Origin of the sequence: Streptomyces sp. NPDC049040, from assembly GCF_043197715.1 — a bacterium.
GTDB lineage: Bacteria > Actinomycetota > Actinomycetes > Streptomycetales > Streptomycetaceae > Actinacidiphila.
This window is the reverse complement of the sequence record NZ_JBICTO010000015.1, coordinates 52,262-69,235: the sequence shown is the minus strand read 5'-3', so window position 1 is coordinate 69,235 and position 16,974 is coordinate 52,262. Positions and strand designations below refer to the sequence as shown.

Here is a 16,974-nt window from a genome sequence, read left to right as displayed (position 1 = left end):
GCCGGGGCGCGGGCCGCGCCCGGGGCGGTGCCGGCCCGTGGCGGGCGCGGCCGGTCGGCCGGTGTGGCGGGCCGTCACGGCAGCAGCCAGTCGAGAGGGCGCTGCGCGGGCAGCAGCACGGAACCGCTGACCGGCGTCAGCGACGCAAGCGGGTACGGCGGGCCGCCGCGCGAGGACCAGCGGTAGCCGGTGGCCGTGCCGGGGTCGCGCCGCAGCCGCACCGTGACGGCCAGCGGCGCACCGTGGGCGGCGAAGGCCGCGCCGAGCCGGGCGTCGCCGAGGAATCCGGCGATCTGCTGCGGGCTCTGCGGCTCGCGGCCCACCTCGGTGACCGTGCCGCGCAGCACGCCGTACCGCCCGGCGGGCACCGACTGCACGGTCAGCTCCACCGCGGCGCCGACCGGCACCGGCGTCCCGGCGGCCGGATAGAGCACCACCTCCAGCGGGTCGCTCGCCCGCTCGGCCCGCTCCAGGTCCGCCACCTCGCTGCCGGCGCCGATCACCGTGCCGATCCCGGCCGGCAGCGCGGTCACCCGCCCCGCCGCGACCATGCGCACCTGCTGCACCCCCTGCGCGGTGCGCACGTCGAGCAACGGCGCTCCGGCCGCGAGCAGGTCGCCGACCCTGGCCCGTACCCGCACCACCTGGCCCGCCAGCGGGCTCTGCAGCACGTAGCCTCCCGCGCCGCGGGTGAGCACCCCGGGCACCGTCGTGCGGGACGACACGGAGCCGCCCACCGCCCACACCCCCGCGCCGGCCAGGACGACCACCGCCACGGTCAGCGCCAGCAGGCCCTGCGGCCGGGCGAACCGCACCGGCAGGTCCAGTTCCTCTGGCGAACGGAGCCTGGACAGCGCTTTCTGCCGGAATTCCACCGAAGTCCTCCCTGACAGCCCCGTGGACCCCGGGCTGTCAGGCCCCGGGGTCCACGGTCGGTCGCGAATGCGCTCAGAGACCGGCGAGACCGGTCAGCGGCGCCACGTTCACGCCTGCCGCCGAGGTGGCAAGACCCGTGACGTCGGAGACGGTCGGCAGCATCGCGTCGACCGTCCACACGGTGTCGAGCACCGGGCCGAGAATGCCGCCTGAGATGGTGTCGAGCTCGCTGTCGGAAATCTCGCGGGTCTCGACCCTGGGGGTGGAATCCTTGCGCATGAGTGCATCGTCCCTTCGTTGTACCGGAATGCTTCGAAAACATTGTCGAACCGGGCGGGCGGTGAGAACCGGGCAGGCCGAATCGACGGCCCATCCGACGCCCGGAATTCCGGAGGGTGTTCTTTCAACTCCCGCTCGGCGCACGATGCAAGCACATCGAAGCCGCCTGAGCCACCCCGGGATCGGCAGGTCGGCGCAGGTGGGTGCGGTGTGGCGGCAGTCGGCACGGGACGGTGACGAATTCTTCACACCGTTTGCCCCCAGGAATTCGCACAGCGGCGGTCCTGCGGAAGCTCCGGCACATTCCGCTCGAACACACCTGCGTGCCGGCGGCCGGGAAACCGGAATGCCGGGAGATACGGCGGGTGTGTGTGCAGAGTATGCGCCCGTGCTGTGCGCTCCCGCAGATAACGGTATTCCTGCGGTCACGTCGGCAGACGGGCGGGAGATCAGGGGATGTGCCCCGATGTCGTACATCCGGCGATTACCGCCCATCCCGCCCGGGCGCCGTGCCACCGGTGTCCGCGGCGCGCCGTCACGGGCGCCGGGCGAGGCCGAGCGGCAGCAGCATCGCGGCGGCGGTCAGCGCGAAGGCCCCCGGGTAGCCGGTCAGCGCGGCCAGGCCGCCGAAGCCGACCGCGCCCGCACCCATCCCGGCGTCGTAGCCGACGTTCCACAGCGCGCTCACCGTGCCGTAGCCGGCGGCTGACACCCGCGCGTACATGAGTGACAGCGTCGCGTTCTGCATCACCCCGAAGCCGGCGCCGAAGACCGTGACCCCGCACAGCACCGCGGCCGTGCTGCCGGTCGCCGCGGTGAGCAGCAGGCCCGCCGCCGACAGCAGCAGCCCGGGCAGCACGAGCCGGCCCGCGCCGTACCGGTCCCCGGCGCGTCCCGCGAACCACCGGGCCGCGGTCGAAGCGGCCGGCTGGACGAAGAGCGCCGCGGCCAGCACACCGGACGCCGCCGCGGGTACGGCGAGCGGCAGGAAGGTGACCACGATCCCGGCCCCCAGCGCGGTGACCGTGAAGACGGCGGCCGGCCGTACCAGCGCGCCGTCCCGCAGCCCGGCCACGACGCCCCCTGGCGCCCCGGCCCTCGATCGGCCGGACGTCAGCCGCCGCCACGACCGCCGTACGGCCGAACGCCTCCCCGGCCGCCAGGCCCGCGCGCCGGCTGCCGCGCCCGGCCCGTCGCCCGGCTGCGGCGGGACCGGCCGCCCCGCGGCGACGGCAGCACCGCCCTGGTCATCCGCACCGCCCGCGGCCGGTCCGCGGCCGGGAAGGCCAACCACCGCCACCACCGCCACCAGCGCAGGCAGCCCGCCCGCGACGCACACCGGCAGGTAGCCGACCCGGCCGGCCAGCCAGACACCCAGCGGCAGCGCCAGCAGCGAGGGCACCCCCGACACCAGCCCGGTCAGGGCCAGGCCCTCGCCGCGGCGCTCCGCCGGGATCAGCGACGCGGTCAGCGCGCCGCCGGCCACCACCGTCAGGGCGAAGCCCATGCCGCGCAGCGAGCACACCGCCACGATCCAGGCCATGCTCCCCGACACGGTCACCAGCAGGGCGGGAGCGCCCAGCAGCACGAGCCCCGCGGCCAGCGCCCGCCGGTATCCGTGCCGGGCGACCAGCCGCGGGGTGGCGAGCTCCCCGCACACCGTGGCGAGCATCAGCGCCCCGGTCGCCAGGCCCGCGTCCCCGCCCGAAGCGGTGGCGTACAGCGGCACGACCGACAGCAGCAGGAAGAAGCTCGCGGACGCGCCGACCACGGTGACCAGGCGCAGCATCAGCGGTCTGGTGACCAGCGGCGGGCGGGTGGCAGGAAGGGCGGCGACGGGGGTCCTGACGCGCGGTGAAGTGGTCATGGCCACGACGCTACGAGCCGGCCGGCCCCCCGGTAAGCTCCATTTCCATGCCGCTGGAGTGGTCCGGTCTCTCGCCCGAGCTGCTGCTCACCCTCGACAGGGACGGTCCCCGGCCGCTGCGCGCCCAGCTGGAGGACCGGCTCAGGGACGCGATCCGCGACGGCCGCCTGGACGTCGGCGAACGGCTGCCGTCCTCGCGTGAACTCGCCCGCAGGCTCGGCCTGTCCCGGGGCCTGGTCCAGGACGCCTACGCCCAGCTCAGAGCCGAGGGCTACCTCGACTCCCGGGTCGGCGCCGCCACCTCCGTCGCTGCCGGCGCGTGCCCGCCGCCCCGAGCGGCGCCCGCGCCGCGCACGGCCGACCAGGACGCCCCGCGGCTGCTGGCCGACTTCAAGGCCGGCGTCCCCGACCTCGCCTCCTTCCCGATGGCCGACTGGCTGTGGGCGACACGCGAGGCCGCCCGCGCCATGCCCACCGCTGCCCTCGACTACGGCGACCCCCGCGGGGACGCGCACCTGCGCGAGGTGATCGCCGGATACCAGCGCCGGGTCAGGGCGGCAGCGGCCGACCCCGAGCACACCGTCGTCTGCTCCGGCTACGCGCAGGGCCTGGTCCTGGTACTGCGCGCCCTGGCCGCAGCGGGCATCCGCACCCTTGCCCACGAGGACCCCGGCGCGCCCGTCATGACCGCCGCCGCGGCCGCGCACGCGGGCATGCGGACCGTCCCCGTACCCGTCGACGAGCACGGCATCGACGTCGGCGCGCTGGCTGCCACCGGCGCCCGCGCCGTCCTCGTCACCCCCGCGCACCAGTGGCCCACCGGTGTCGTGATGGCCGCCCGGCGGCGGCTGGCCCTGGTCGAATGGGCCGCGCGGCACGACGCGTACGTCATCGAGGACGACTACGACGCCGAATTCCGCTACGACCGCGAACCGGTCGGCGCCGTCCAGGGCCTCGCGGCCGACCGGGTCGTGGCGATCGGCACCGTCAGCAAGTCGCTGGCACCGGCGCTGCGCATCGGCTGGCTGCTGTGCCCGCCCGCGCTCGCCCACCGGGTCGCCGCCTGCAAGCAGTTGGAAGACCGCGGCTCGCCCACCCTCGACCAGCTCGCGCTGGCCCGGCTGATCGAGTCGGGCCGCTACGACCGGCACCTGCGCAGGATGCGGGCGCTGTACGCCGGGCGGCGCGAGGCCCTGGCCGACGCGCTCGCCGCGCACGCGCCGCGGGTGGGCCTCAGCGGCCTGGCGGCAGGCTTCCACGCCGTCGCGCACCTGCCGGCGGACGCCGACGAGCAGGCCGTGGTCGGTGCGGCCCTCGCCCGCGGTGTCGGCCTGCACGGCATGAGCGAGAACAGCTCCGTGCGCGCCCTGCGGCCGCCCCGGCTGGTCCTCGGCTTCGGCAATGTCGGCGAGCGGGCGATCACCGCCGGCATCGCCTCGATCGGCGGCCTGCTGGCCTGACACGGCGCGTAAGACGGCCCCGGGGCGCGGTCCGCGACCGCAGGGGTGCAAGGATGGGGCCCATGAACAATGTGTACTTCGACATCTCCGTCGACGATGCCCCGGCCGGACGTATCGTCTTCCGGCTGTTCGACGACGTGGTGCCCGAGACCGCCAGGAACTTCCGTGAGCTGGCCACCGGCGAGCACGGCTTCGGTTACGCGGGCTCCGCCTTCCACCGGATCATCCCGGAATTCATGCTCCAGGGCGGCGACTTCACCTCGGGTGACGGGCGTGGCGGCAAGAGCATCTACGGCGAGAAGTTCAAGGACGAGAACTTCCAGCTCAAGCACGACCGTCCGTTCCTGCTGTCGATGGCGAACGCCGGACCGAACTCCAACGGCTCGCAGTTCTTCGTCACCACCGTCGTCACCGACTGGCTCGACGGCAAGCACGTCGTCTTCGGCGAGGTCGTCGAGGGCCAGGACCTGGTCAGGCTGATCGAGGGCAAGGGCTCCCGCAGCGGCAAGCCCTCCTCCAAGGTGGTCATCACCGCGTCCGGCATCGTCGAATAACCTTCCGGATCCGCTGCCTGGCTGCCGCCCGGCGGCCCCGGCACCGTGCAGGGTCCTCGCAGGCGTCAGCCCGCGAGGACCCTGCACGCGTTGCGGGGCGCGGCCGCACGCCGGGGGAGTACCGGGGAGACGCCGTCAGGGGGTGACGATCGGGAAGTCCGGGTCGGGCGTGTCGAGCAGGGACAGCAGCCGGTCGAGCGCCGCGGGGTCGCCCTCGGTGGCGATGCCGTCGAGGCCGCGGCCGTCGAGGGCGGCGAGCAGTTGCGGCCTGGTCAGCGTCATCGCCAGGTCCGGGGCGGCGGGGCGGGGGCGGTCGGCCGGGACGGTGCGGTGGGTCAGCGCGCCGTTGGACAGGGTCAGCCGCCAGGTGTGGCCCTCGTCGGTGAGGTGCCAGTCGATGGTCAGGTCGCTGTCCCAGGCGCGCGGGCCGTCGACGCGGACGGCCAGGGAGTCGATGAGCTGCCCGACGGTCAGGGCCATCGCCACCTCGGGGTTGCCCGGGTCCATGGGGACCTCGCCGACGCTGCCGCGCAACTCCGCTGCGCCGGTGAGGTAGAAGTTGCGCCAGGTGCCGTTCTCCGCGCCGTGCCCGAGCCGGTCGTAGACGGACGCGAGGGCTTCGCGGGCGGCCGCGTCGTCCGGGTGGGCGAAGACGGCGTGGTTGAGCAGGGTGGCGGCGAAGCGCAGGTCGCCCGCGGCGGCGTACTCCAGGCCGCGGGCGGTGATCGCCTCGATGCCGCCGTAGTCGTCGGTGTGGCGCCGGGCCGTCGCCACCGGCGGGTGCTCCCACAGATGGGCGGGGTTGCCGTCGAACCAGCCCATGTAGCGCTGGTAGATCGCCTTGACGTTGTGGGACACCGAGCCGTAGTAGCCGCGGGCCGGCCAGCTGCGCTCCAGCGCCGGCGGCAGGACCATCTCCTCGGCGATCTCCGCACCCGTCAGGCCGCGGTTGAGCAGCCGCAGCGTCTGGTCGTGCAGATACGCGTACAGGTCCCGCTGTCCGGTGAGCAGGCCGGTGATCGCGTCTTCACCCCAGGTGGGCCAGTGGTGCGAGGCGAAGGCGACGTCGGCCTGCCCCGCGGAGAAGTCCATGACCTCGTTGAGGTAGTGCGCCCAGACGCGCGCGTCGCGGACGACCGCGCCGCGCAGCGTCAGGATGTTGTGCAGGGTGTGGGTCGCGTTCTCCGCCACGCACAGGGCCCGGTGGCCGGGGAAGAGGATGTTCATCTCGGCGGGCGCCTCGGTGCCCGGGGTGAGCTGGAAGATGATCCTGACCCCGTCGATCGTCTCCTCCTGCCCGGTGTGGGTGACGTCGATGGTCGGCCGCACCAGGCTGATCGTGCCGGTGGAGGTGGTGGTGCCGAGCCCCACCCCGATCTGGCCCCTGGGCCCCTTGGGGAGTCCCGTGCCGTACATGTAGACCGCGCGCCGGGACATCGCGCCGCCGGCGTAGACGTTCTCCGCCACGGCCTGTTCGAGGAAGCCCTCCGGTGCCAGTACCGGGATGCCGCCCTCGCTGCCGTGCGGGACGATCGCGCGGGAGCCGCCGAAGTGGTCGCCGTGCGAGTGGGTGTAGATCAGACCGCTCACCGGGCGCCGCCCGCGGTGCTCCTGATACAGCGCCAGCGCGGCGGCCGCGGTCTCGACCGAGATCAGCGGGTCGATGACGAGGACTCCGTGATTGCCCTCGACCAGGGTCATGTTGGACAGGTCGAGGCCCCTTACCTGGTAGATCCCCTCCGTCACCCGGTACAGGCCCGCCCGCGCGCACAGCCTGCCCTGGCGCCACAGGCTGGGGTGGGCGCTCGGCGGGCAGTCGGCCTCGAGGAAGCCGTAGGCCTGGGTGTCCCACACGACGGCGCCTGCGGCGTCGGTCACCTGTGGCACGGTGGGCGCGGCGACGAAGCCGCGGTCGGCGTTCTCGAAGTCCTGCGTGTCGTCGTAGGCGAGTTCCGTCATGCGGGAAGGGTATGACGATATGGAGGAATTACTCCGCTTTGTCCCCTCGGTGTCCCGATCGGCCGGGGCGTTATGCCGGTGTTTGCCTGGTATCGCACCGGGCAGGTGTTGATCGTAAGGGGGCCGGACGCGGTACCGGCACGAAGTGAGCCCGGCGCCGCGAACGCGGTCGCGTACGCCGTGGTCCGGCATCCGCTCGACACGCGTACGGGAACGGACGGCTTGTGATGCAGCAGGAAACCGCGGCGCGGCCGCGCACGAAGACCTGGACGCTGAATCTGGAGATCGCCGAGGAGAGCCAGGACGCGACCTCGGTGCAGGCCGCGCTCGACACCGGCGAACGCACCCTGCGCACCCGCACCACCGCCCAGCGCAACCCGGAGGATCCGCCGGTGCCCGGTATAGGCGACGAGTACGCCGCAGGCCGCGCCCTGCTGGAATTGGGCAGGCAGATGCTCCACGAGGCGACCGAGGACGCGGCGGCCAACGCCAAGTCGGCCAAGGCCGGCTGACCGCGGCCGCACGCCGGGGATCGCGGGACGCCCCTCAGATGGACTCCTGGCCGTCCAGCACGACCCGGCCGCCCACCTCGATCAAGCCGTCCGGGTGCGGTGCGGTCAGGATCTGCGAGCCGAGGCCCTGGGCGATGTTGAGCGCGCGTCCGAGCCGGTGGGTGAGCAGCAGGGCGGCGGCCCCGGTGGCCTCGTCCTCGTCGATGCCGTCGTCGCGGCCGGGGAAGGCCCTGGCCCTGATACGGCCCGCCGCCTTGTCCTGCCATGCCCAGGCGTAGGTCCACTCGCCGGGCGGCGGCAGGGGCAGCGCGTCGACCTCACCGGCCGACGCGTACTGCCGCAGGGTGCGCGGCGGCGCCCAGTCGGCCCTCGCCTCGATCCAGGTGAACTCGCCGTCGAACCGCACGCCCACCACGCCCGCGGGCGTGACGAGTTCGGGAAGGTCGAGCAGCCAGCCGGTCCCCACGCACGGGTGCCCGGCGAAGGGCAGCCGCAGCGTGGGCGTGTGGATGTCGATGGCGCCGCGCTCGGGGTCGTCGACGAAGACGGTCTCGCTGAACCCCAGCTTCCCGGCGAGCACTCGGCGCTCGCCCTGGTCGGCCACGGCGGACCCGTCCCGTACGACGGCGAGTTCGTTGCCGTGGCGGCCGCCTGCCCCGCAGAAGACACGCAGTACGTCGTAGTCGGTCACCGGGGCAGTCAACCACGCCCGGCCGTCACCCGCCGCAGCCAGTGGCAGCCGGAGCACGGTCCGGCGGACCCACCGGGCGCGGACCGCCCGCAGGGGCAGTCCGCACCCGGCACACCGGCGTCAGGTCAGCCGAGGCCGACCGACTTCAGCCAGGCCTGGGCGACGTCGAGCGGGTCCTTCTTCTGGTTCTGCACCTGGTCGTCCATGTCGAGCAGCGCCTTCGTGTCGAGCTTGGCCGACACCGCGTTCAGTGCGGCCACACCCTCGGGCGACAGCCCGGTCTTGGACACCATCGGCTGGACGTTGGCGAAGCCGAACAGCTTCTTCGGGTCCTGGAGGACTACGAACTTCTCCCGCGCCACCGAAGCGTCGGTGCTGAACACATCGGCGGCCTGCACGTTGTTGTTCTTCAGCGCGGCGACCGTGAGCGGACCGCCCGCGTCGAGCGTCTTGAACGACTTGGGCACCAGGCCGTACTGCGACTTGAGACCTACCAGGCCCTGCTGCCGGGTCTGGAACTCCGAGGAGCCGCCGATGGCGATGTCGGAACCGACCTTCGCCAGGTCGGCGATGGTCGACTGCGACGTCAGGTGGTATTTCGCCGCGGTCGCCGCGTTGACCGTGAGGGAGTCCTTGTCCTCGGCCGCGGCCGGGTCGAGCATGGTCAGCTTGGGGTCGAGCTTCGCCTTGATCGCCGCGGTGGCGGCCTCCGCCGAGGCCGGGGCCGGCGCGGACTTGTCGAGGTACGCGAGCAGCGATCCGTTGTACTCGGGCAGCACCGTCAGGGAGCCGTTCTTGACCAGCCCGTAGGTGATCTCCCGGCTGCCGATGTCCGGCTTGTAGCCGACCTTGATGCCCTTGGCCTTGAGCGCCTCGCCGTAGATGTCCATGAGCAGGACGCTCTCGGCGAAGTTGTTGGACCCGACCACCACGGTGTCGCCGCTCGCAGGAGCCGCGGCCAGCGGGTCCTTGGGACCCTTGGCGCTGCCGGACGAGGACGGGGACGACGAGGAGTCGGACGAGTCGGAACAGCCCGCGAGGAGCGCCGCGGCCGTGGTGGCGGCGATGACGATCGCCGCCACCCGCAGGTGTCGAGGGCCAGTGGAGGTGCTCTGCGTCTGTGAAATCACTATTCCCGCTTCCGGGGGCTGATGGTTCGGATGGCGTTCTGCGGTCATCGGAACATCGGTTCCGTACGTCAACTGATCCAATCCAGCGGGCTCAAACCCAGTCAAGCCCGTCTTGGTCACCGATTGGCATCGATGGGCGCCGCCGGCGAAGCACGATGTCCGTTCCCGCGGGTACGCCGGACACCGCCCCCGAAGGGGCGGAATCCGGCCTGACGTCCCGTCGTACGGTTCAGCGGCCGCCCCGTACACCGGGGGAGACGACCAGCCGGCCGATCAGCCAGAACACCCCGATCATGGACACCGCGAGAGCCGCTGTCAGCGTTGCCCCGCCGACCACGATCTGGTAGTTGCGCTGGTTGAGACCGTCGATGACGAAGCGTCCGAGGCCGCCGAGCGAGACGATCGCGGCGATGGCGGTCGTCGAGACGACCTGGATCGCCGCGGACCGCAGCCCGCTGAGGATCAGCGGCAGCGCGACCGGCAGTTCGACCTGGAAGAGCACCGCGGCCGGCCCCATGCCCATACCGCGCGCCGCGTCGACCGGAGCGGGGTCCACGGAGCGCATCGCCTCGTAGGTGGTCACCAGGACCGGGGGTATGGCCAGCGCGACCAGCGGGATCATCACCGGGGTGAGCCCGAGCCCCAGCCAGAAGAACATCAGTACCAGCAGCCCGTAGCTGGGCAGCGCCCTGGCCGCCGTGGCGATCAGCGCCAGCGCGTTGCCGCCGCGCCCGGTGTGGCCGGTGACCAGGCCCACCGGCAGCGCGATGCCCGCAGCCATCGCGAGCGCCATGACCGAGTACTCCACATGTTCGAGCAACCGGTGCGGGATCCCGTACTCGCCGTGCCAGTGCGCGTTGTCCCGGAAGAAATCGCTGATGAACTGGAAGAGACTCATACGGCGCTGTCCTCCAGGGCGGGCCGGGCTGCGGGTTCGACCGCCGCGCGGCGCGCCGCACGGCGTGCGGCGCCGGCGCTGCGCGGCATCCACGGGGTCAGCGCCATCCGCAGCAGCACCAGCGCGATGTCCAGCAGGACGGCGAGCAGGGCGGTGGTCACCACCGAGTTCACCGCCAGGTTGGAGCGGTGGTAGAGGTTGGCGTCCTGGAGCAGGTTGCCCAGCGCGCCCTGGTTGCCGATCAGCGCGCCGACGCTCACCAGCGAGACGCTGGAGGCCACGGCCACCCGCAGGCCCGCGATGACCGCGGGCACCGCGATGGGCAGTTGCACCTGGAGGTAGCGCCGCATGGGGCCGAGCCCCATCGCGGTGGCCGCCGAGATCGTCTCCTGCGGTACCGCTCTGATGCCGTCGACGATGGCCGGGACCAGCAGCACCAGGCTGTAGAGGGTCAGCGGGATCATCACGGTGGTCCTCGTCGCTCCGGTGTAGTCGATGAGGAAGACGAAGAAGGCCAGCGACGGGATCGCGTACAGCACGGTGGTGATCCAGAGCACCGGCGGATACAGCCACCGGAAGCGGACGCACAGCTGGCCCAGCGGCAGGGCCACGGCCAATCCGAGCGCCACCGGGATCAGCGCCTCCTCCACATGGATCCCGACCAGGCCGAGATAGGAGTGCTGGAGGTCGCTGGGAATGTCGAAGAAGCCCGTGCCGCTCATGTGGCCGCCCCGGCCTTGGTGGTCGGCACCGGGTCTGCGCCGCCGCCGTCCTGCTGCCCGGCGTGCGCGCTGCGGATGGCGGCGCCGATCGCCTCCTGGGAGACCACACCCGCCACCTTCCCCTCGCCGTCCACGGCGACCGCCCACCCGGTCGGGGAGAGCACCGCGCAGTCCAGCGCGTCCCGCAGCGACTCCTTCCCGGCCGCGAACGGGCGCCCGTAGGGCAGCAGCCGGCCCGCGGGGACCTTGTCGGCGCCGCCCGCGGCGTCCTTCGGCTCCACCCAGCCGAGCGGCTTGCCCCCGGCGTCGGCGAGCAGCAGGTAAGGCGCCCCGGCCGCGGTGCCGCGCGCGATCCGCTGCGCGTCGGCGTCCACCGGGACGACCGGCTCCATGGTGAGCCGCAGGCCGGTGGAGGGGAAGAACGACAGCCGCCTGATGCCCCGGTCGGTGCCGAGGAAGTCCTCGACGAACTCGTCGGCGGGCGAGCTGAGCAGCTCGTCGGGCGGTGCGAACTGGGCCAGCCGGCCGCCGGTGCGCATCACCGCGACCATGTCGCCGATCCGGATGGCCTCGTCGATGTCGTGGGTGACGAAGACGATCGTCTTGCCCAGCTCCTGCTGGATGCGGAGCAGTTCGCCCTGGAGGCTCTTTCGGACGATCGGGTCGACCGCGGAGAAGGGCTCGTCCATCAGCAGCACCGGCGGATCGGCGGCGAGCGCCCTGGCCACCCCGACCCGCTGCTGCTGCCCGCCGGAGAGCTGGTAGGGATAGCGCTTGGCCAGTGCCTCGTCGAGGCCGACCCGCCCCATCAGCTCCCTGGCCCGCTCCCTCGCCTTGCGGCGGTCCCAGCCCAGCAGGCGCGGCACGGTCGCGATGTTGTCCACGATCGTGCGGTGCTGGAAGAGGCCGGCGTTCTGGATGACATAGCCCATCGACCGGCGCAGCGCGTTGACCGGCTGCGCCTTGATGTCCGAGCCGTCCAGCAGGATGCGCCCCGACGTCGGCTCGACCATCCGGTTGATCATGCGCAAAGTCGTCGTCTTCCCGCATCCCGACGGTCCTACCAGTACGGTGATCGAGCCGTCCGGGATCTCCAGCGACAGGTCGTCGACCGCTGTCGTGCCGTCGGGGTATCGCTTCGTAACTGACTCTATCTGTATCAAAGTGCCGAATACCCCTCGGGATCGGGCATGGACGGCCTGTCTCCGGTCACCATCGAACAGGCCGGTGCCAGGAGAGTTTAGACCGCGGCTGCCGCGAGCGTTCATGGCCTCACCTGCCGGGAGGTGCCGGCTGCCGGTTTACGGCCCCGCTCCCGGCCCCGCCGCCGGCCTCCGCTCCGTCCTGCGGGACCTCGGGCTGGAGCCCCGCCTCCAAACCGAGGAAGGCCACCACCGCGGCCACCGCCATGACCCCGGCCATGCAGTAGAGGACCGTGCGGGTGGCCTCGGCGAAGTCCATCCGGACGAAGGCGGGGATCGGACTCCCGCCGCTCTGCGTGGAGTTCGCCTGCGCCATGTGCCGGGCCTGCTCCGCGGCCTGCGGGGCCGGCACGCCGCGGGCGGTCAGCGACTGCCGCAGGTGGTTGCGGAATTCGGTGACCGAGATGGTGCCGAGCACCGCGAGACCGAGCGAGGCGGCGTAGTTGCGTACGGTCTGCGTGATGCCGGTGGCCTCGCCGTACGACAGCCGGGAGGCGCGGTTGACCGCGTCGGTGCTGGCGGGGCTGAGCATCATGCCCATGCCTGCGCCGGCCAGGATCACCTCCCAGACCTGGTCGGAGAAGTCCAGGTCGGTCACCTCGCCTGCCCACAGCAGGAAACCGAGTGCCGCCAGTGCGCAGCCGAGCACCACCGGGCGCTTGGCGCCGCGGCTGTCCAGCATCCGCCCGCCGATCTGCGAGGCGACGACGAAGCCGAGGAAGAAGTACAGCAGGTACAGGCCCGCCTCCGAGGCGGTCTTGCCGAGCGCGATCTGCGCGTACTCGCTGACGAAGAAGAAGACCGGGACGAAGGTGAGCATGGCGATGCCCAGCACGGCGTTCTCGAAGCGGAAGGCCCGGTTGCGGAAGATCCGCACCTGCATCAGCGGCTCGCGCGTGCGCAGTTCGACCAGCACGAAGGCCACCAGCAGCAGTACCCCGGCGCCGATCGCGACACCGATCCCGGGATTGCCCCAGCCCCAGATCTCGGCCTGCTGGAAGCCGAACACGCTGAGCGTCACCCCGGCGGCGATCAGGACCAGGCCGCGGTGGTCCATCGGCGCAGGCCGGTGCTCGGTGACCGGCTTGGAGACGGCGATCAGCACCAGGGCGATCGCCGCGACGGGGATGTTGACCCAGAAGATGGCCCGCCAGGTCCACTCGGTGAGGTAGCCGCCGAGGATCGGCCCGATCGCGGTGAGGCCGCCGGCGATCCCGAAGAAGAGGGCCAGCGCCCTGCCGCGCTCCCGCAGCGCGAAAGTCTGCACCACGATCCCGAGCGCCGCGGGGAACATGACGGCGCCGCCGGCGCCCTGGACCGCGCGGAAGGCGACGATCCAGGCCTGCGCCGCACCGCCCTTCGGGGTCAGGCCGCACAGCAGCGAGGCGCAGGCGAAGACCACCACCCCGATCACCACCACCTTGCGGTGCCCCGCGATGTCGGCCAGCCGGCCGCCGTAGGCGAAGAGCGCGGCCAGCGTCAGCAGGTAGGCGTTGACCGCCCACTGCACTCCGGTGCTCGACAGCCCCAGCTCCCGCTGGATGTCGGGTACCGCGATGGAGACGATGGTCTGGTCGATGAAGGTCATCGAGACCGCGAAGATCATCGCCGCCAGCACCAGGTTCCGCGATCCACCACCGGTCCTCGCAGCGGCGGTCATGGCTCTCCTCGGCAGGTCGCGGCCACGCCCCGCGATCAGCCGCGGGGCGCGATTGCCACCACGTTCTGCCAGTCGCGGGCGTCGCGCCACCCGACGGGCGGGCGGTTCACCCGGATGCCGTGCCCGGATGCCCCGTCGCCCGCCTCACCGCTGCGCCGCGCCCGCCGGGAGCGGACCTCAGCCGGTGGTGAGGTCGAACTGCTCCCAGCCGCCGATGGTGGCCCTGTTGGCGACCAGGGCCGCGGCGCCGGCGTTCTCCGTGGTGACGTACAACCCGTTGACCTGGGCCTTGAGGCTGACGCTGCCGTTGGAATTGTGGACGAGCTGGAAGGTCTCCCAGGCGCCCGGTGCGGTGCGGTTGGCGATCAGCGGCGAGGCGCCCGCGTTGCCGGCGCAGACGTAGAGGCTGTTGGCGTGGGCCCGCAGTGCGACGGTGCCGCCGCCCTGGTCGAGCAGGTCGAACTGCTCCCACGGGCCGACCGAGGTGCGGTTGGCGATCAGCGGTGACGCGCCGCCGTTGTCAGCGGTGACGTAGCGGCCGTTGGCGCGGGCCCGCAGGCTCACCACCGTGGTCGGCCCGCCGGACGAGCCCAGGGTGGGTTTGGTGGGGCGGGTGGGGGTGAGGGCGATCTGGCCTTTGAGCATGCGGCCGCCGTCGCCGGTGAGGCGGAGGTAGTAGTCGGAGGAGCAGGCGGTGCCGTCTTCGTCGAGGGCGAGGAAGCCGGAGTTGGTGGGGACGAAGGCTTGGGATTCGGCGGTCTTGGCGATCTGGTTGCCTTCGTTGTACTCGTCGAACATGGAGATGTAGATGCCTTGGACGCCGGCGCGGCACATGTTGTAGAACTGCCGCCACATGAAGTCGCCGTGGGCGCGCTGGCGTCCGGTGACCGAGCCGGGCAGGACGCAGGGCTGGTAGTCGATGCCGTGGGCGGCGCATTCGGCCATGTCGGGCACGGTGGCCGTGTTGTAGAAGTTGTCGGCGTCGGCGGTGTTGCCGATGCGGCCGACCATCCAGGGGCTGAGCATGTGGAAGCCGTGGTAGACGTCGGAGAAGCCGGGGCGGGAGTCGCGGTCGCCGGTGCGCCACCAGGTGGGCACGCCGCCGATGACGTAGCAGCCCTGTGCCTTGAACCAGTTCAGGACGTCCAGGCAGGCGGCGGGGGTGAAGGGGCGCTGGTTGTCGGCGAAGCCGAAGCCCCAGATGCACACCACCGGCTTGCCGTTCTGGGTGGCGTAGGCGGGTGAGGCGGTGTACGCCTTCATCTTGTTGGTCCAGTCGGTCTTGATGTCGGACTGCATGGTCGTCCAGTCCGAGACGTCGTACATGATGTAGAACTTACGGCCGTGGGCTTCTGCGGCGGTGCGGACCTTGGCGGTCATCGCGTCGCGGGTGGGGCCCTCGCCGCCGGTGGGGTTGAAGCGCTGCAGGGCGGCGGTGTCGATGTTGTTCTGCTGCATCCACAGGAACTGCGTGTCGACGGTCTGCTGGTCGTAGGACGAGAACAGCGTCGCGGGCTGCCCGTTGCCCAGCGCGGCGTATCCGGTGGGGTAGGTCCTGGTGTACTCGCGCACGTCCGGCCACGCCACGATCGTGGTGTTCGACGGCGAGGGGGCCAGGCCGGCGTTGGCACTCCAGTGCCACCACGCATTGATGGGCGCACCGTCACCGATGCACGCAAACCACCCCTGATACCCGACCGTGATCTTGCCGACCACATCGCCTGGCCCGCTGGCCGCCGACGCGGTGGGGGCGGCGCTGAGCGTGCCCAGGGCCGCGGCGGCGGCCCCGCCCGCTGCGGTGCCGATGAACGTACGACGCGTGACTGACATGGCTGTCTCCGAACGGCGGCGCACGGCGAGGTCGGCCGGGCGCGACGGTGGACTGAGCGCACGGAACCTGCTGCTTACATCTTCAACTTCAACAGGTGAACCCAGTGCCCCGCGCGCGACCGTGGCGCAGCGCGCCACGGTCGCGGTGGAATCCGCTTGTTTCGGGCTGATTTGCGGTGGGGGGAGGTGCGCGCAGTCCCATGACACGCACCACGCTGAGCACTTCCGAAAGCGCGGTTTCAGGTACGCAGGGATTCAACTGCTGAAACAAACATCCCGTCAAGGGTCCAGACCAGATAAGCGAATTGTCCGTAAAGCGCAGCATTCACGGGATGACCTCCACCGTTGCGCCCTGTGCAATAGCGGTAAAAGATCGGATGAGTTCATTCATGACTTGTCGGACCGGACGGGTCAGGCCGCGTTCAGCAGAGCCATTTCCTCGTCGGTGAGCCGCAGCGCGCCGGCCGCCACGTTCTCCGCGAGGTGGGCGGGGTCGCCGGTCCCCGGAATGGCCAGCACATGCGGGCCCAGCCCGAGCGTCCACGCCAGCCGGACCTGCGCCGTGGAGACCCCGTGCGCGCGGGCGACCGCCGCCAGCTGCTCACTGCTGTCGCCGCGGGCGCCCTCCTCCCGGCCCTTGCCCGCTATGGAGTAGAAGGGCACGAAGGCGATGCCCAGGTCCCCGCACTCGTGCAGCAGGTCGGTGCTGCGCCGGTCGTCGAGGCCGAACAGGTTCTGCACGCACACCACCGGTGCGACGGCCCGCGCGTCGGCGAGCTGCGCGCTGGTGACGTTGGAGACGCCCAGATGGCGGATCAGCCCCGCCGTCCGCAGATCGGACAGTGCGCCGAAGTGCTCGGCGAGCTCGGTGGTCGGCATCACGCGCAGATTGACCAGGTCCAGGTGGTCCCGGCCGAGCTGGCGCAGGTTCTCCTCCACCTGGCCGCGCAGCTGGTCGGGCCTGGCCAGCGGCAGCCACTGCCCCGACGGGTCCCGTCCCGGGCCCACCTTGGTGGCGATCACCAGGTCGTCGGGATACGGCGCCAGCGCCCGGCCGATCAGCTCGTTCGCCGACCGCAGCGAGGAGAAGTAGAAGGCGGCGGTGTCGATGTGGTCGACGCCCAGTTCGACCGCCTGCCGCAGCACCCCGAGCACCCGCTCGCGGTCACTGGGCACGCCGAGGTCGAAGGCCGCGCTTCCGGTCAGGCGCATCGCGCCGAAGCCGATGCGGTTCACCGTCAGATCGCCGAGCCGCCAGGTGCCTGCGGCTGCGGCGGTGATGGTGTGTGAGGCCATGGATGATCGTTTTCCTCTCGTGGTGGAGACCGGAGTAT

Annotated in this window: 15 protein-coding genes; 3 read left to right on the top strand and 12 right to left on the bottom strand. The window is 71.9% G+C overall.

Translation table 11 applies throughout. The annotated features are described in order from the left end of the window. Nucleotides 1–74: 74 nt before the first annotated feature. The 3 genes from ACGFMP_RS28935 to ACGFMP_RS28925 all read right to left on the bottom strand — a co-directional run bounded on the left by ACGFMP_RS28935 (nucleotide 75) and on the right by ACGFMP_RS28925 (nucleotide 3,022). Nucleotides 75–875: a hypothetical protein gene (locus ACGFMP_RS28935; protein WP_393675976.1), complete on the bottom strand. Its 801-nt coding sequence runs from the start codon at nucleotides 873–875 to the stop codon at nucleotides 75–77. Between the two features lie 73 nt (nucleotides 876–948). Continuing rightward, nucleotides 949–1,155, bottom strand: a complete 207-nt coding sequence (locus ACGFMP_RS28930; RefSeq protein WP_393675975.1) for a type A2 lantipeptide — start codon at nucleotides 1,153–1,155, stop codon at nucleotides 949–951. 535 nt (nucleotides 1,156–1,690) lie between these two features. Continuing rightward, nucleotides 1,691–3,022, bottom strand: coding sequence for an MFS transporter (locus ACGFMP_RS28925; protein ID WP_393675974.1), 1,332 nt, complete (start codon nucleotides 3,020–3,022; stop codon nucleotides 1,691–1,693). 47 nt (nucleotides 3,023–3,069) lie between these two features. On the opposite strand from ACGFMP_RS28925, the gene ACGFMP_RS28920 reads away from it, so the two are divergent. Both ACGFMP_RS28920 and ACGFMP_RS28915 read left to right on the top strand, forming a co-directional pair. Then, nucleotides 3,070–4,482 (top strand): PLP-dependent aminotransferase family protein, encoded by a 1,413-nt coding sequence (locus tag ACGFMP_RS28920; RefSeq protein ID WP_393675973.1) that lies wholly within the window; start codon nucleotides 3,070–3,072, stop codon nucleotides 4,480–4,482. A gap of 62 nt (nucleotides 4,483–4,544) precedes the next feature. Further along, on the top strand, nucleotides 4,545–5,036 hold the full coding sequence (locus ACGFMP_RS28915; RefSeq protein WP_393675972.1) for a peptidylprolyl isomerase: 492 nt from the start codon (nucleotides 4,545–4,547) through the stop codon (nucleotides 5,034–5,036). A gap of 135 nt (nucleotides 5,037–5,171) precedes the next feature. Here ACGFMP_RS28915 and ACGFMP_RS28910 read toward each other — a convergent pair whose 3' ends face one another. After that, nucleotides 5,172–6,995 (bottom strand): alkyl/aryl-sulfatase, encoded by a 1,824-nt coding sequence (locus ACGFMP_RS28910; protein WP_393675971.1) that lies wholly within the window; start codon nucleotides 6,993–6,995, stop codon nucleotides 5,172–5,174. Nucleotides 6,996–7,222: 227 nt separating this feature from the next. On the opposite strand from ACGFMP_RS28910, the gene ACGFMP_RS28905 reads away from it, so the two are divergent. Continuing rightward, on the top strand, nucleotides 7,223–7,507 hold the full coding sequence (locus ACGFMP_RS28905) for a dsRBD fold-containing protein (protein WP_393675970.1): 285 nt from the start codon (nucleotides 7,223–7,225) through the stop codon (nucleotides 7,505–7,507). A gap of 34 nt (nucleotides 7,508–7,541) precedes the next feature. On the opposite strand, the gene ACGFMP_RS28900 is transcribed toward ACGFMP_RS28905, so the two are convergent. The 8 genes from ACGFMP_RS28900 to ACGFMP_RS28865 all read right to left on the bottom strand — a co-directional run bounded on the left by ACGFMP_RS28900 (nucleotide 7,542) and on the right by ACGFMP_RS28865 (nucleotide 16,936). Beyond that, nucleotides 7,542–8,198, bottom strand: a complete 657-nt coding sequence (locus ACGFMP_RS28900) for a PhzF family phenazine biosynthesis protein (protein ID WP_393675969.1) — start codon at nucleotides 8,196–8,198, stop codon at nucleotides 7,542–7,544. A 125-nt stretch (nucleotides 8,199–8,323) separates the two neighbouring features. Beyond that, on the bottom strand, nucleotides 8,324–9,280 hold the full coding sequence (locus tag ACGFMP_RS28895) for an ABC transporter substrate-binding protein (RefSeq protein WP_393675968.1): 957 nt from the start codon (nucleotides 9,278–9,280) through the stop codon (nucleotides 8,324–8,326). 277 nt (nucleotides 9,281–9,557) lie between these two features. Further along, a complete protein-coding gene (locus ACGFMP_RS28890; RefSeq protein WP_393675967.1) occupies nucleotides 9,558–10,226 on the bottom strand; it encodes an ABC transporter permease in 669 nt (222 codons plus the stop codon). Next, the gene (locus ACGFMP_RS28885; RefSeq protein ID WP_393675966.1) at nucleotides 10,223–10,948 is read right to left on the bottom strand and encodes an ABC transporter permease; all 726 of its coding nucleotides are present in this window, start codon (nucleotides 10,946–10,948) and stop codon (nucleotides 10,223–10,225) included. Before ACGFMP_RS28885 ends, ACGFMP_RS28890 begins: the two co-directional genes overlap by 4 nt. Continuing rightward, the gene (locus ACGFMP_RS28880; RefSeq protein ID WP_393675965.1) at nucleotides 10,945–12,111 is read right to left on the bottom strand and encodes an ABC transporter ATP-binding protein; all 1,167 of its coding nucleotides are present in this window, start codon (nucleotides 12,109–12,111) and stop codon (nucleotides 10,945–10,947) included. Before ACGFMP_RS28880 ends, ACGFMP_RS28885 begins: the two co-directional genes overlap by 4 nt. Before the next feature lie 109 nt (nucleotides 12,112–12,220). Next, on the bottom strand, nucleotides 12,221–13,810 hold the full coding sequence (locus tag ACGFMP_RS28875) for an MFS transporter (protein WP_393675964.1): 1,590 nt from the start codon (nucleotides 13,808–13,810) through the stop codon (nucleotides 12,221–12,223). A gap of 177 nt (nucleotides 13,811–13,987) precedes the next feature. Continuing rightward, on the bottom strand, nucleotides 13,988–15,640 hold the full coding sequence (locus tag ACGFMP_RS28870; RefSeq protein WP_393675963.1) for a xylosidase: 1,653 nt from the start codon (nucleotides 15,638–15,640) through the stop codon (nucleotides 13,988–13,990). 411 nt (nucleotides 15,641–16,051) lie between these two features. Continuing rightward, nucleotides 16,052–16,936, bottom strand: a complete 885-nt coding sequence (locus ACGFMP_RS28865) for an aldo/keto reductase (protein WP_393675962.1) — start codon at nucleotides 16,934–16,936, stop codon at nucleotides 16,052–16,054. Nucleotides 16,937–16,974 lie beyond the last annotated feature (38 nt).